General features: G+C 69.8%; 12 protein-coding genes and 1 tRNA gene. 12 read left to right on the top strand and 1 reads right to left on the bottom strand.

All coding sequences use genetic code 11. The annotated features are described in order from the left end of the window. Positions 1-2 precede the first annotated feature (2 nt). The 12 genes from LRA87_RS14600 (at position 3) to LRA87_RS14545 (ending at position 14684) form a co-directional block, all read left to right on the top strand. A complete protein-coding gene (locus LRA87_RS14600; RefSeq protein ID WP_230632512.1) occupies positions 3-572 on the top strand; it encodes a Maf family protein in 570 nt (189 codons plus the stop codon). After that, positions 565-1506, top strand: a complete 942-nt coding sequence (locus LRA87_RS14595; protein WP_230632511.1) for a ribonuclease — start codon at positions 565-567, stop codon at positions 1504-1506. The genes LRA87_RS14600 and LRA87_RS14595 overlap by 8 nt, the downstream gene beginning before the upstream one ends. Then, a complete protein-coding gene (locus LRA87_RS14590; RefSeq protein ID WP_230632510.1) occupies positions 1503-1676 on the top strand; it encodes a DNA gyrase inhibitor YacG in 174 nt (57 codons plus the stop codon). The genes LRA87_RS14595 and LRA87_RS14590 overlap by 4 nt, the downstream gene beginning before the upstream one ends. 40 nt (positions 1677-1716) lie before the next feature. After that, positions 1717-1792: transfer RNA gene (locus tag LRA87_RS14585), tRNA-Phe, on the top strand. Between the two features lie 102 nt (positions 1793-1894). Beyond that, complete coding sequence (locus LRA87_RS14580) at positions 1895-5473, top strand: hydantoinase B/oxoprolinase family protein (protein WP_230632509.1); 3579 nt, start codon at positions 1895-1897, stop codon at positions 5471-5473. Continuing rightward, positions 5473-6126, top strand: a complete 654-nt coding sequence (locus LRA87_RS14575; RefSeq protein WP_230632508.1) for a DUF969 domain-containing protein — start codon at positions 5473-5475, stop codon at positions 6124-6126. The genes LRA87_RS14580 and LRA87_RS14575 overlap by 1 nt, the downstream gene beginning before the upstream one ends. Beyond that, positions 6123-7022, top strand: a complete 900-nt coding sequence (locus LRA87_RS14570) for a 5-oxoproline transporter, DUF979 family subunit (protein WP_230781625.1) — start codon at positions 6123-6125, stop codon at positions 7020-7022. The genes LRA87_RS14575 and LRA87_RS14570 overlap by 4 nt, the downstream gene beginning before the upstream one ends. Then, complete coding sequence (locus LRA87_RS14565; protein WP_230632507.1) at positions 7019-8023, top strand: DUF2891 domain-containing protein; 1005 nt, start codon at positions 7019-7021, stop codon at positions 8021-8023. The genes LRA87_RS14570 and LRA87_RS14565 overlap by 4 nt, the downstream gene beginning before the upstream one ends. A 294-nt stretch (positions 8024-8317) precedes the next feature. Then, complete coding sequence (locus LRA87_RS14560; protein WP_230632506.1) at positions 8318-8746, top strand: hypothetical protein; 429 nt, start codon at positions 8318-8320, stop codon at positions 8744-8746. Beyond that, the gene (locus LRA87_RS14555) at positions 8743-9999 is read left to right on the top strand and encodes an efflux RND transporter periplasmic adaptor subunit (protein ID WP_230632505.1); all 1257 of its coding nucleotides are present in this window, start codon (positions 8743-8745) and stop codon (positions 9997-9999) included. Before LRA87_RS14560 ends, LRA87_RS14555 begins: the two co-directional genes overlap by 4 nt. A gap of 87 nt (positions 10000-10086) precedes the next feature. Continuing rightward, positions 10087-13266, top strand: coding sequence for an efflux RND transporter permease subunit (locus LRA87_RS14550; protein ID WP_230632504.1), 3180 nt, complete (start codon positions 10087-10089; stop codon positions 13264-13266). Between the two features lie 11 nt (positions 13267-13277). Continuing rightward, complete coding sequence (locus LRA87_RS14545; protein ID WP_230632503.1) at positions 13278-14684, top strand: efflux transporter outer membrane subunit; 1407 nt, start codon at positions 13278-13280, stop codon at positions 14682-14684. A gap of 3 nt (positions 14685-14687) precedes the next feature. On the opposite strand, the gene bla is transcribed toward LRA87_RS14545, so the two are convergent. Beyond that, positions 14688-15554, bottom strand: coding sequence for a subclass B3 metallo-beta-lactamase (bla, locus tag LRA87_RS14540; protein WP_230632502.1), 867 nt, complete (start codon positions 15552-15554; stop codon positions 14688-14690). Between the last annotated feature and the right edge of the window lie 75 nt (positions 15555-15629).

Genomic DNA, 15629 nt, shown 5'->3' with positions numbered 1-15629 from the left:
CCATGCCGCTGGTTCTCGCCTCCTCCTCGCCGCGCCGGCGCGACCTGCTGGCGCGCCTTGGCTGCGTGCCCGATCGTATCGTCTCGCCGGCGATCGACGAGACGCCGCGCCGGGCGGAGCCACCGCGCGTCTATGCCCTGCGCCTCGCGGTGGAAAAGGCACGGGCGGTCGATCGCGCTGCGGATGAGGCGGTCATCGCCGGCGATACGACGATCGCGCTCGGCCGCCAGATCCTGCCACCGGCCGAGACGGAGGCGGTCCAGCGCGATCTGCTGACGCGCCTCTCCGGCCGTCGCCACCACGCGCTGTCTGCGGTTTGCGTCATCGCCGCGGACGGCACCGAGCGCACCCGCCTTTCCGATACGATCGTCGCCTTTCGCCCGCTTTCTCCTGCCGAGATCGACGCCTATATCGCCTGCGGCGAAGGGCTGGGAAAAGCCGGCGGCTATGCGATCCAGGGCCGGGCCGAGGCGTTCGTTCGCTTCATCCACGGCAGTCATTCGGGCGTCATCGGCCTGCCGTTGACCGAGACGCGCGCGCTGCTCCGTGCCGCCGGATTGCCGCTTGCCTGAATGGATTTACGAGGCAGGGATCGGCGAATGCCGCGCCGCGCTGATCGATGACGGCCAGATCGTCGAGGCTGCGATCGAGCTCCCCTGCCCCTTGCGGCTCGGCACGGTCGCATCGGCCCGTCTGATCGAACTGACCGCGGGCGGCATGGGCCGCCTCGACATCGGCGGCGAAGAGGCGGTGATCCCCCGCATCCCCGCCGGCATCACCAAGGGCGCGGCACTGACCGTCGAGATCGTCCGCGAGGCGATACCGGAACCCGGCCGCCCCAAGCCACCGCGCGCGATCGGCACCGACGCCATCCCGGCGCTCGGTCCCGACCTGCTCACCCGCCTGCACGCCAGCAGCCATCGCGTCCGCATCCTGCGCGCCCACGAACCCGACGCGCTCGAAGCGGCCGGCTGGTCCGAACTGCTGGAAGAGGCGACCGGCGGGGCGATCGTCTTTCCGCTCGGTGCGCTGCGGATGTCGCCGACGCCGGCGATGACGCTGTTCGACGTCGATGGTCCGCCGCCGCTCGACCCGCTTGCCGTCGCCGCCGCCCGTGCCGTGGCCCACGCGATCCACCGACACGCGATCGGCGGGTCGATCGGCGTGGATTTTCCGACCCTCGCCAACAAGGCCGGGCGCCAGGCGGTTGCGGAGGCGATCGACGCCGCCCTGCCGCAGCCGTTCGAACGGACCGCCGTCAACGGATTCGGCTTTCTCCAGATCGTCCGGGCCCGGCCCCGCGCGTCGCTGCCGGAACTGCTGCGCGCCGACCCGGCCGCGGCGGCGGCACGCGCGACGCTGCGCCGGCTGGAGCGAGAGCCGCCCGGCAGCCCGCTGCGCCATCGGTTGCCGCCCGCAGTCCATGCCCGCCTGACGGCCCGGCCGGACTGGCTGGCGGAGCTCGCCCGGCGGACCGGCGTCACCCATCAACTGGACTGCGCATGACACCCAAGCCCTGCCCGATCTGCCGCAAACCCGCGACACCCGACCACACGCCCTTCTGCTCGCGCGGCTGCCGCGATCGCGACCTTCTGCAATGGCTGAGCGAAGGATATCGCGTGCCGATGAAGGAAGAAGAGCAAGACGGGCTGGACAGCGACGATCGGGCTGACTAAAGGCGCGCTTCCGAACGCGGCGATGCCCGCGCTCCACCCTGCCCGGGTAGCTCAGTTGGTAGAGCATGCGACTGAAAATCGCAGTGTCGGCGGTTCGAATCCGTCCCCGGGCACCACCTGTCCATGATGATCGATACTTGGGCTAACCGCCATGCGGCATGGCGTTCGCCCGACCGCGCGACATCGACAAGCGCCGACGCCGCTGCGATAGGTGCGATATGAACCCTTCTGCCGACGTACCCGCTCCCCTGCGCCGTATCGCGATCGACCGGGGGGGCACGTTCACCGATGTCGTGGCGGAGCGCGCGGACGGGAGCATCGCGGTCGCCAAGCTGCTGTCGGTCGATCCCGGCCGGTACGACGATGCCGCGGTCGAGGCGGTGCGCCGGCTCAGCGGTGTCGGTGATGGGGCGCTGCCGGTCATCGACGTGCGGATCGGCACCACCGTCGCGACGAACGCGCTGCTCGAACGCCGGGGCGAACCGACCGTGCTGGCGATCACGCGCGGCTTCGGCGACGCGCTGACGATCGGCTATCAGGACCGTCCCGACATCTTCGCGCGCGCGATCCGCAAACCGCCGCCGCTGCCGGACCGCGTGATCGAGATCGACGAGCGTGTCCACGTCGACGGGCAGACGATCACGCCGCTCGATCCGGACGCGGCAGAGGCGGCACTGCGCGCGGCCTTCGACGATGGGCTGCGCAGTATCGCAATCGTCCTCATGCATGGCTGGCGGCATGTCGCGCATGAGGAGGCGCTTGCGGCGATCGCCACGCGCATCGGCTTCACCCAGGTGTCGGTCAGCCACCGCCTGTCACCGCTCGTCCGGCTGATCGCACGTGGCGATACCTCCACGGCGGATGCCTATCTGTCGCCGATCCTGCGCCGCTATGTCGATGGCCTGACGACCGCGCTCGGCGGTGCGCCGCTGTTCATGCAATCGTCCGGTGGGCTGGCGGAAGCGCATGCCGTCAGCGGCAAGGACGCGCTGCTGTCCGGCCCCGCCGGCGGTATCGTCGGCATGGCCGCAGCGGCAGGAGCGGCAGGGGTCGCCCGCGTCATCGGGTTCGACATGGGTGGCACCTCGACCGACGTATCGCTGTGGGCGGGCAGCTTCGAACGGCGGCAGGAAGCGGTGATCGGCGGCATCCGCGTGTCGACCCCGATGCTGCGGATCGACACGGTCGCGGCGGGGGGCGGATCGATCTGCCGCTTCGATGGCGGCCGCTTCCTCGTCGGGCCGGAGTCCGCCGGTGCCGATCCCGGCCCCGCCTCCTATCGACGCGGCGGCCCGCTGACCGTCACCGATTGCAACCTGATCCTCGGCAAGATCGTGCCCGCGCATTTTCCGGCGGTGTTCGGGCCGGATCGCGATGCACCGCTCGATCGGGCTGCCGCGCAGGCGCAACTCGACACGCTGCTCGACGCGGTGGAGGCGGCGACCGGTGCGCGTCCCGATCCGCACGCGGCTGCGCAGGGCCTGGTCGATATCGCCGTCGCCAGCATGGCGAACGCGATCAAGGCGGTGTCGGTGGCACGGGGCCACGATCCGTCCACCTATGCGTTGATGAGTTTCGGCGGCGCCGGCGGGCAGCATGCCTGCCTCGTCGCCGATGCGCTCGGCATGACCGAAGTGCTCGTCCATCCCCTCGCCGGCGTGCTCTCGGCTTGGGGGATCGCGCTCGCCGACCGGCGGGTGATGCGACAGCGGACGATCGGCCTGCCGCTGTCGGACGATGGTTGGCGCAGTGTCCTCGTCGAACTGGCCGCCGACGCGGTAGCGCAGCTCGGCGAGGATGCGGTCGTCGAGGCGATCGCCACCTTGCGTTTCGCGCGCACCGATCAGGGGATCGACGTTCCGGTCGGCGATACCACCACGATGGCCGCAGACTTCGCGACCGCACATCGCGACCGCTTCGGCTTCGACGGCGACGATGCACTGGTCGTCGAGCGGCTGCAGGTCGAGGCGGTGCTGGCGACCGCACGACCGGCTGCGATCGGCGTAGGCGGCGGCACGGGCCCGGTCGAACACGTCGATGTGACGATGGCGGGTGACCGGCACCGCGCGCCGCTGCATCGCCGCGACACGCTGGGTGCGGGTGCCCGTATCGACGGGCCGGCACTGATCGTCGACGACACCTCGACCATCGCGGTGGAAGCCGGCTGGACGGCATCGGTCCTGGTCGACGGCACGCTTCGCATCGTCCGGACCGCGCCGCGCGGCATCGTCCAAAGCGGCGCCGGCGATGCATCCGTCGACCCCATTCGGCTCGCGATCTTCTCGGGGTTGTTCATGGGATTGGCGGAGGAGATGGGCTCCGCGCTCCAGCGCAGTGCGGCATCGGTCAACATCCGCGAGCGGCTCGACTTCTCCTGCGCGATATTCGACGCCGCCGGTCATCTGGTCGCCAACGCGCCGCACATCCCGGTGCATCTCGGCTCCATGGGCGATTGCGTCCGCCATCTCATCGCCAGTCGTGCCGCCGATGGACGCGGCATGCGACCGGGTGACGCCTATGCGGTCAACGATCCGTACCGCGGCGGCACCCACCTGCCCGACATCACCGTCGTCCAGCCGATCTTCGCCGGACAGGACACCGCCCCCGCCTTTTTCGTCGCGGCACGCGGCCATCACGCCGACGTCGGCGGCACCAGCCCCGGATCGATGCCCGCCGACAGCCGCAGCATCCACGAAGAAGGCATCGTCTTCGACGACGTGCTGGTCGTCGCCGAAGGGCGGCTGCGCGATGCCGAGTTGCGCGCGCTGTTCGCCGGCGGCGCGCACCCGGCGCGCAACATTGACCAGAACATGGCCGACCTCGCCGCCCAGCTTGCCGCCTGCGCGCGCGGTGCGGCCGGCCTCGGCCGCCTCGTCACCGAACAGGGGCTGGCGGTGGTCGCGGCGTACATGGAGCATGTGCAGGCGCATGCCGAAATGCTCGCGCGCCGTGTCGTCCGCGACCTCGCCGACGGCAGCTTCGCCTACGCGACCGACGATGGCGCGTTCGTCCGCGTCGCCGTGCGGATCGATCGCGATGCGGGTGCGATCACGGTCGACTTCACCGGCACCAGCGAACAGCGTCCGGGCAACACCAACGCGCCGCTGGCGGTGACGCGCGCGGCCGTCCTCTACGTCCTGCGTACCCTGGTCTCCACCGACACCCCGCTCAACGACGGGTTCCTGCGCCCGGTCACCTTGATCGTGCCGGAGGGATCGATGCTCAATCCGCGCTTCCCCGCCGCCGTAGTCGCGGGCAACGTCGAGACGAGCCAGGTCGTCACGGATGCGCTGATGGGAGCGCTCGGAGCGATGGCGGCGAGCCAGGGCACGATGAACAACTTCACCTTCGGCGACGAAACGCGCCAATATTATGAAACGATCGCCGGCGGTGCCGGTGCCGGACCGGGGTTCGCCGGCGCGCACGCGGTACAGACGCACATGACCAACAGCCGCCTGACCGATCCCGAGGTGCTGGAAACCCGTTTCCCCGTTGTACTCGAATCCTTCGCGATCCGCCGCGGTTCCGGCGGCGCAGGCGCATGGCCCGGCGGCGACGGTGCGACGAGGCGGCTGCGCTTCTGTCAGCCGATGCGCGCAAACATCCTGTCGAATCGTCGCCGCATTCCTCCCTTCGGCATGGCGGGCGGTGACGAAGGTGCGGTCGGCGCGAACCGGATCGAGCGCGCCGATGGCCGCATCGAACCGCTGGCCGCCGTCGCCTCGGCGGACATGATGCCGGGCGACGTCTTCGTCATCGAAACGCCCGGCGGCGGCGGTTACGGGAGCGCGGGCTGATGCTGGTCCTTTCGGGTGTCGTCGTGATCGCGCTCGGCTTCCTGCTGCGCTTCAATCCGCTGCTGGTGATCGCCGCCGCCGCCCTTGTCACCGGCCTTGCCGCCGGGCTCGATCCGATGGCCGTGCTGGCCCGGTTCGGACACGCCTTCAACGAAACCCGCTACGTCACCGCCATCTACATGGTGCTGCCGGTGATCGGCCTGCTCGAACGCGCCGGCTTGCAGGCGCGGGCACGAGCCCTCGTCGCCGGGCTGCGCGGCCTTACCGCAGGTCGGCTGCTCGCCGGTTACCTGCTGTTCCGCCAGCTGTCCGCCGCGCTCGGACTCACCGCCATCGCCGGCCACGCGCAGACCGTACGGCCATTGGTCGCGCCGATGGCAGAGGCCGCGGCAGACCGTCAGGGCGGCGCCGACCCGGAACGGATCCGCGCGATCGCCGCCGCGACCGACAATATCGGCCTGTTCTTCGGCGAGGATATCTTCATCGCCATTGGATCGATCCTGCTGATGAAGGGCGTGCTCGACGGCTATGGCTATCATGTCGAACCGTTCCACCTCTCGATCTGGGCGATCCCCGCCGCCATCGCCGCATTCCTGATCCATGGCGCGCGCCTGTGGCTGCTCGACCGCAGGCTGGCGCGGCAGACCCGATGATCGGTCTGAACCTCGTCTATCTGGTCGCAGGCGCGTTCTTCGCGGCCTGCGCCTTGCTGGGGCTGATCGACCGGCGCTGGGCCAACGCGCTGTTTCATGCGCTGCTCGCCACCTCGTTCTTCGCCGGCGACCGGATCGGCGATATCGGCAACGGCGTGCTCGTCCTTGCGCTGATCGCGACCGCCACGTCGGGGCGCATGCGGCGGGGCGAGCCGGTCGAACATCGTGCGCCGCATGGCCCGCTGCTCGTCCTCGCGCTCGCCATCCCTGCATTGACGCTCGTGGGAACCCTGCTGTTCAAGCAGATGCCGACATGGATCGATCCCAGACAGGCGACGATGGTGGCGCTCGTCTGCGCCGTCCTCGCCGCGTTCGCCCTGTGCCACATCATCTTGCGGCCACCACCGCTCGCCGGCGTGCGGGCGGGACGGCGGTTGCTGGACGAGATCGGCTGGGCCGCGCTGATGCCGCAATTGCTCGCCAGCCTCGGCGCGGTCTTCGCGGTCGCGGGCGTCGGCAACGTGGTCGGCGGGCTGATCGGGCTGGCGATACCGGGGGGCAGCGTGTTCGGTGCCGTGGTCGCTTACGGCCTGGGCATGGCGTTGTTCACGATCATCATGGGCAACGCCTTCGCGGCGTTTCCGGTGATGGCGGCGGCGGTCGGCATCCCCTTGCTCGTCCACCGGTTCGGCGGCGATCCCGCGCCGGTCGCCGCGATCGGCATGCTCGCGGGCTTTTGCGGCACCTTGCTCACCCCGATGGCGGCGAACTTCAACATCGTGCCCGCCGCGTTGCTCGACCTACGCGACCGCTATGGCGTGATTCGTGCGCAGGTCGCGACCGCGCTGCCGCTCCTGCTGTTCAATATTCTGCTGCTATGGTGGGTGATACGATGACGACACCGGACACCGGCCCGACCATCGGCCTCGACGCCGCGATGGCCAGCCGCTTCGCGCGAATCACGCTGGCGCATATCGGCCTGCAATATCCCTACAAGCTCGACCTCGTCCTTACCGGCCCGCAGGATGCCGTGCCGCCCGCAACGCTGCACCCGATCTTCCACGGCAGCTTCGACTGGCACAGCTGCGTCCACGGCTGGTGGCAGCTGCTGACGCTGCGGCGCCTGTTCCCCGACCTGCCGGAGGCCGCGGCGATCGTCGAACGCGCCGATGCGATGCTGACGCCCGCACTGGTCGCCGGTGAACTCGCCTATCTCGACCGCCCGATGAGCGGCGGGTTCGAACGCCCCTATGGCTGGGCATGGCTGCTCGCGCTGCATGCCGAGGCCGAGCGGCACGACGCACCATGGGCGGCGGCGCTGGCGCCGCTCGCCGCCGCCTTCGCCGCGCGTTTCTCCGCCTATCTGCCGAAACTCACCTACCCGATCCGGGTCGGCACTCACTTCAACACGGCCTTCGCGCTGGTGCTCGCCCGCGACTGGGCGACCGGGCGGGACGCGCATCTTGCGGCGCTGATCGATGCGCGGGCGCGTGACTGGTTCGGCGACGATCGGGGCTGTCAGGCGTGGGAGCCATCGGGCGATGACTTCCTCTCCCCTGCCCTGACGGAGGCGCTGCTGATGAGCCGCGTCCTGCCGCCTGCCGAATTTGCCGCGTGGTTTGCGGCATTCCTCCCCGATCTCGCATCGGGCCAGCCAAAAACGCTGTTTCGCCCGGCGCACGTGTCCGACCGAACCGATGGCAAGATCGCCCACCTCGACGGCCTTAATCTCAGCCGCGCATGGTGCTGGCGCGCGATCGCGGATGCGCATTCCGGCACGGTTCCGCTCGAAGCCGTTGCGAACGACCATCTCCAGACAAGCCTGCCCCACCTCGACGAAGACTATATGGGCGCTCACTGGCTGCCGACCTTCGCCCTGCTCGCATTGATCCGCTGAGCCGCATCGGTTAAAACGTACCTGCCGGTACAGAAAGCTGTTGACGCAGCAGCGACCGGGTTTATATACCACTCAGTATAGAACGTGGCGCTTGCGAAGCGACAGCCACGCGCCACCCGATGCGTCGCCGTCCGAGTAAGGGACGGCAAACTGGATATTCAGCCGGAGCGATCCGACGGCGCACAGCCTGTGCGCCGATCGTAGCCGTTCGCCAACATCGACCATCAGCCTCGGACCGGGCGTCCGCGGGCAACGACCCGCCGTGTCCGCACGACATGATCAAGGGAGATCATCATGGCCTATCTTTCCTTTACCGAACTCGGCCCCGACGGCATCGTCGCAGTATCCGGCCCGGTCGCAGACCTCGTGCCGCGCATTGCGGCTGCGTCGCGTACCGGAGAACGGGCAACTGCCGCACGGCTCAGCGCGCTCGAATGGTCGGTGGTCGCACTCGCCGCCAAGGACCCGCTGTCGTCGCTGCGGACGCCCGGCCGGATGGCGGTCGCCATGGCCGCCGTGTTCGGTGATCGCCGGCGCTCCGCGTTGGCAGACCCGCGACTGGAGGCGCTGCGCCGGATCGCAGTGCTCAGCCGCCATCAGGGTTACACCGTCGCCCCCACCGAAATTCGCGCGTTCGTCGCCGCCGGCTTCAGCGAGGATCACTACGAACTGATCGTCGACAGCCTTCGTGCCGCAACCCGCAGCGCTGGAGCCCGCGCATGAACATGCATGTTCCCATCGAAACCTCTGCAGCGGATACACCCGCCGCGGCACCGCATCGGCGTTGGCGCAAGGGTGCGCTCGTGCTCGTCCCGCTCGTGATCGCCGGGCTGGGCTATGGGCTGATCGACCATGATGCCCCCGCCGTCGCCGCGCCGCCGCCGCCCACCGTCACGGTATCGCAGCCGCTGGTGCGCGAGGTGAACGAGTGGGACGATTATGTCGGCCGGTTCGAGGCGAGCCGCAGCGTCGAGGTGCGCCCACGCGTGTCGGGCGCGGTCACCGCGATCCACTTCACCGACGGCGCGATCGTGCGGAAGGGCCAGTTGCTCTTCACGATCGATTCCCGCCCCTTCGCCGCCTCGCTCGCCGAAGCGCGTGCCGGTCTGGCGAGCGCACAGAGCGACGTCGCCCTTGCCCGCGCCAATCTCGACCGCGCCAACCGGCTCGTCGCCGATGACGCGGTGTCGAAGAGCGACGTCGACCAGCTCAACGCCCGCCTGCGTGCCACCACCGCCAGCCTCGCGGCGGCGCAGGCCCGCGTCCGATCGCGCGCGCTCGACGTGGAATTCACGCAGGTCCGCGCGCCGATCGCCGGTCGCATCTCCGATCGCCGGATCGACGCGGGCAACCTCGTCGCGGCGGGCGATTCGAACGGCACGCTGCTGACCACGATCAACGCGCTCGACCCGATCTACTTCACCTTCGATGGGTCGGAGGCACTGTTCCTCAAGACCAGGCGCGCCGCCGCGTCGGGCGCCGACGTGACGCCGGTGGAGGTGAAATTGCAGGACGAGGGCGACTATCGCTGGAAGGGCCGGCTCGACTTCACCGACAATGGCCTCGACCCCAAGTCGGGCACGATCCGAGGTCGTGCGGTGCTGGCCAATCCCGGCCTGTTCCTGACGCCGGGCCTGTTCGGCAACATGCGCCTCGGCAGCGGCGGCACCACTCGCGCGCTGCTGGTTCCAGACTCGGCGGTGCAGACCGATCAGGCGCGCAAGACGCTGCTGACAGTGGCACCGGACGGCTCGGTCGCAGCCAAGCCGGTGCAGCTCGGCCCCGTGCTGGGCGGGCTGCGCGTGATCCGCGCCGGCCTGTCGCCGAACGACCGCGTCGTCATCAGCGGCACGCAGATGGCGATGCCCGGCACCAAGGTCACCGCCAAGCCCGGCCGCATCGCCCCCACGGCGGATGCCGCGCCACCCGGCGGCGGCGGCGCTCCGCTCGCGGGCGAAGTGACCTTCGCCCGGTAACACCCACTCACCCTCACCCAGGCGCATCGCCGGTGAGGGTGAGACCGACATGCCTGTCGAACTCCATCCTCTTCCGGGGAGCCTGCCATGCGCTTTTCGCGCTTCTTCATCACGCGCCCGATCTTCGCCGCGGTCATCGCGGTCATCATCACGATCGTCGGCGCGATCGCCTATTGGGGTCTGCCGGTCTCCCAATATCCCGACATCGTGCCGCCGACGGTGACGGTCACCGCCACCTATCCCGGCGCGTCGGCCGAAACCGTCGCGGAGACGGTCGCCGCGCCGATCGAGCAGGAGATCAACGGCGTCGACAACATGCTCTACCAGAGCAGCCAGTCGACCGGTGACGGCACGGTCACGATCACCGTCACCTTCAAGCTCGGCACCGATCTCGACGCCGCGCAGGTGCTGGTCCAGAACCGCGTCGCGGTCGCCGTGCCCCGCCTGCCGGAAGAGGTGCAGCGCCTCGGCGTCGTCACGCGCAAGACCTCGCCCGACTTCCTGATGGTCGTGAACCTCGTGTCGCCCGACCACAGCCTCGATCGCGGCTACATCTCCAACTACGCACTGACTCAGGTCCGCGACCGGCTGGCGCGCATCGACGGCGTCGGCGACGTGCGGCTGTTCGGCGCGCGCGACTATGCGATGCGCGTGTGGATCGATCCCGGCCGCGCCGCCGCGCTCAACCTGACGGCAGGCGATATCGTCTCGGCCCTGCGCGCGCAGAATGTGCAGGTCGCCGCCGGCACGCTCGGCCAGCCGCCCTATGCGAACGGCAGCGCGTTCCAGCTCAACGTCGAAACGCAGGGTCGCCTCGTCGATCCGGCGCAGTTCGGGCAGGTCGTGATCCGCACCGATGCGGACGGCCGCCAGGTCCGCGTCGCCGATGTCGCGCGGGTCGAGCTCGGCGCCGCCGATTACGGCTCCAACACCTATCTGTCGGGCGAACCCACCGTCATCGCCGCCGTCTTCCAGCGCCCCGGATCGAACGCGCTCGCCGCGGCCGAGGCGGTCAGCGCGGAGATGAACGCGATGGCGAAGGACTTCCCCAAGGGGCTGGAATACCGCGTCATCTATAACCCGACCGAGTTCATCGCCCAGTCGATCGACGCGGTGAAGCATACCCTCGTTGAGGCGATGATCCTCGTCGTGCTCGTCATCCTCGTCTTCCTGCAGAAATGGCGCGCGGCGATCATCCCAATCGTGGCCATTCCCGTGTCGCTGATCGGCACCTTCGCGGTGCTGGCGGCGCTGGGATACAGCCTCAACAACCTGTCGCTGTTCGGGCTGGTGCTGGCGATCGGCATCGTCGTCGACGACGCCATCGTCGTGGTCGAGAATGTCGAGCGCAACCTCGAGCGCGGGCTGACCCCGCTGGAGGCGGCACGTACGTCGATGGACGAGGTGTCGGGCGCGTTGGTCGCGATCGTGCTGGTGCTGTGCGCGGTGTTCGTGCCGACGCTGTTCCTCACCGGCCTGTCGGGTGCCTTCTACCAGCAGTTCGCGGTGACGATCTCGACCGCGACGATCATCTCGCTGCTGCTGTCGCTAACGCTGTCGCCGGCGCTCGCCGCGATGCTGCTCAAGGCGCATGTCCATGCGGAGCACGGCAACCGCCTGACCCGCACCGTGCGCCGCGCCGGCGATGCGTTCAACCGCGGGTTCGAGCGGCTGAGCGCCCGCTACGCCGCGCTCACCGCCGCGCTGGTCGCCCGACCGAAGCGGATGATGACGGTCTATCTCGGCCTGATCGCCGCCACCGGTGCGCTGTTCTGGGCGACGCCGTCGGGCTTCATCCCGGCGCAGGATCAGGGCTACTTCCTGACCGTCGTCCAGCTTCCCTCCGGCGCGTCCGTCGAACGCACCGATGCCGTCGTGCAAAAGGTCGCCAAGCGCATCCTGCCGCTGGCGGGGGTCAAGGGCGCGGTGATGCTGGCGGGCTTCGACGGTCCGTCGCAGACGCTCGCCCCCAATGCCGCCGCCGCCTACATCCCGCTGAAATCGTTCGAGGAACGCGGCGAGCTCGGCGTCACCCTCGCCAGCATCATGGACGAGGCGCGCAAGGCAACCGCGGATATCGACGAGGCCCGCATCCTCGTCATCCCGCCGCCGCTCATCCAGGGCATCGGTTCGGCCGGCGGCTATCGCCTGATCGTGCAGGACAAGAACGGCGGCAGCTACCAGAAGCTGGGCGAGGAGACGGGCAAGCTGCTCGCCAGGGCGAACCAGACCGAGGGGCTGGCGCAGGTCTTCACCTTCTTCGATTCCGCCACGCCGCGCATCTTCGCCGACATCGACCGCGCCAAGGCGGACATGCTCGGCGTCCCCCCGGAACGCGTGTTCGAGGCGTTGCAGGTCTATCTCGGCTCGGCCTTCGTCAACGACTTCAACCTGCTGGGCCGCACCTACCGCGTCACCGCGCAGGCCGACGCGCCGTTCCGCGCGACCACGGCGGACATCGCCAACCTGAAGACGCGGTCGAACAGCGGCGCGATGGTGCCGATCGGATCGGTGTCGACCTTCCGCGACAAGACCGGGCCGTACCGCGTCACCCGCTACAACCTCTTCCCCGCAGTCGAGGTCGATGGCGACACCGCGCCCGGCTATTCCTCCGGTCGCTCGCTGGTGACGATGGAAAAGGTCGCGGCCGAGACGCTGCCGGCGGGTTACGGCACCGAATGGACCGGCATCGCCTTCCAGCAGAAGGCGGCGGGCAGCACGGCGGCGATCGTCTTCGCGCTGGCGGTGGTGTTCGTCTTCCTCGTGCTGGCGGCGCAGTATGAAAGTCTCGTGCTGCCGCTGTCGATCATCCTGATCGTGCCGATGTGCCTGCTCGCGGCAATGATCGGCGTGAACCTGCGGGGGATGGACAACAACGTCCTGACCCAGATCGGCCTCGTCGTGCTCATCGCACTCGCCGCCAAGAACGCGATTCTCGTCGTCGAATTCGCCAAACAGGCGGAGGAACAGGACGGCCTGTCGCCGGTCGAGGCGGCGGTGCGCGCAGCGCAGGACCGGTTGCGGCCGATCCTGATGACCAGCTTCGCGTTCATCCTCGGCGCGGTGCCGCTGCTGATCGCGAAGGGTGCCGGTGCCGAGCTGCGGCAGGCGCTGGGGACCGCGGTGTTCTTCGGCATGATCGGCGTCACCGGCTTCGGCCTGCTGTTCACGCCCACCTTCTACGTCGTGTGCCGCGCACTGGGCGATCGTATCGCCCGCCGCCGGCACGCCGCCAGCCCCGCGCCCCACGCACTGCCGGCGGAATAAGGAGCAAAACCATGCGTGCCATCCTCGCCACCGTCTCCGCACTGGCCACAGCACTGGCCCTCGCCGCCTGCGCGACCGGGCCCGACTATGTCGCCCCGCAGACGCCTGCCGCCGCGGCGGGGCCGTTCCTGTCGACCAGCACGGCGGTCGATCCCACCGCCCCCGCCAGCGAACGCTGGTGGCAGCTGTACGACGATCCCGTCCTCGACGGCCTCGTCACCGACGCGCTCACGGCGAACACCGACCTGCGCGGCGCCGCCGCCCGCCTCGCCCGGGCCCGCGCCTCCCTTCGCGAGGTTCGGGGCGACCGCCAGCCGCAGGGCAATGTCAGCGCCAGCGGCAATTACGGCCGCGTGTCCGAAATCCAGACGATCCCCGGCGTCGATCGAGAGGGCTGGCGCGTCGATGGCGGCCTCAACGTCTCCTACGAAGTCGACCTGTTCGGCCGCATCAGCCGCAACGTCGAGGCGGCGCGGGGCGACGTTGGCGCGGCGCAGGCGGACCTCGACGCGGTCCGCGTGTCGATCGCCGCCGAGACCGCCCGCGCCTATGCCGACGCCGCCTCTGCCGCCGAACGCATCGCCGTGGCGGAGCGGATCGTCGCGCTGATCGACCGCTCGCTCGGCGTCACCTCGAACCGGGCCAAGGTCGGCCTGACCACCGGCCTCGACACCGCGCGCATCGCCGCATTGCGCGATCAGCGCCTCGCCGACATCCCCGCGATCCGGGCGCAGCGTCAGGCGGCGCTGTTCCGGCTCGCGACGCTGACCGGACGTGCGCCCGCCGACCTGCCGCCGATCGCCGCCGCCCGCACGACGACGCTGCGCCTCGATCGCCCGATCCCGATCGGCGACGGAGCGCAGTTGCTCGCCCGCCGTCCGGACGTGCGCGCCGCCGAACGCCGCCTCGCCGCCGCCACCGCGCGGATCGGCGTCGCCACCGCCGATCTGTACCCCAAGATCAGCCTGGGCGGATCGATCGGCCAGACCAGCACCGGCCTCGGCGACCTGTTCGGCGGCGGCCCCCTGCGTTGGCTGCTCGGCCCGCTCATCAACTGGAACGTCAACCCGACGAAGGCGCGCGCGCGCATCGCCGGTGCGGAGGCCGATACGCAGGCGGCGCTCGCAACCTTCGACGGAACCGTGTTGCAGGCGCTCGAGGAAAGCGAAACCGCGCTGTCCGCCTATGCAAACGCCCTGCAACGCCGCACCGCCCTGCAATCGGCGCGCGATGCTGCCGCCGCCGCCGCGCGCATCACCCGCGCCCAGCAACGCGAGGGCCAGATAGACAGCCTCGTCGCGCTCGACGCCGAACGCACGCTCGCGGATACGGAGGCGACGCTCGCGCTCGCCGATGCGCAGATCGCCACCGCGCAGGTGGACGTGTTCAGGGCGCTCGGCGGCGGCTGGGCCGCCTGAGTGCTACCGGCTCCGCTCCTCGCGCAGTCGCATCGCCAGCGCCTGCCCGGAAGCGGCGGCATAGGCCTGGCACGCGCCGGCCTCCGTCCGGAACCGGTCCGTGCGTCCGCCCTGATCCGCATGCGCGGTGATCAGGATATCGCACGGGATACGGCGCATCCGGGCGTGGCTGCGGGCGAACGCCGCGACGATCGGCCGGCCAGCCGCCACGGTGTAGCGATATCCGTCCGCCGACACGGGGTTGAGGCTGGAGGCGAAGACGATCGCGCGGCACTGCGCGCGGGCGCACGAACGCCAGCTCCAGCTCATGCTGCCCATCGTATGGCCCGGTGTCGCCTCCGCGCGGATCGCCACGCTGCCCAGGCGCAGCACCTCGCCGTCGCGCATCACCTTTACCGTGCCGACCGCGGGAAAGCGGCTGTCGTATCCCCGCTGCGGGTCATCCGCCGCAAGCCTCCCCGAGCGCAACCCCTCGGCCCCGCGCACGCTGGCGACCACCGTCGCACCCGTATCGCGAGCCAGTGCTGCAATCCCCCCGGCGTGGTCGAAATGTGGCTCGGTGCTCAGAATGTAGCGGATGTCCCGCGGTCGAAAGCCCAGTTTCGCGACATTGGCGAGGATCGCGGGCGCGGCCTGCGGCAACGCCCCGTCGATCAGGATCAAGCCTTTACCGGTGTCGATCAGCGCCACGTTCAATCCGCCGAACCCGACCAGATAACTATTGCCGAAAACCCGTACCGGCGGCCGGGGCGCGAGCCATTCCGCGGTATGATCGCCGACGATCGGCCGGGTCAGCGGATCGGCCCGACGTTGTGCGTCGGCCGATCCCATCGGCGTCATGGCAAGAAGTACGGCTATGGCGGCGCGCATGGATCATCCCGTCGATCGGTGGAGCGCACCTTGAACCATGCGCAGCGCCGATACGCCAGTGCCGGGGTTCCAGCC

The organism is Sphingomonas sp. Leaf37, from assembly GCF_920939475.1.
GTDB lineage: Bacteria > Pseudomonadota > Alphaproteobacteria > Sphingomonadales > Sphingomonadaceae > Sphingomonas.
This window is presented reverse-complemented; position numbering and strand designations above follow the sequence as displayed.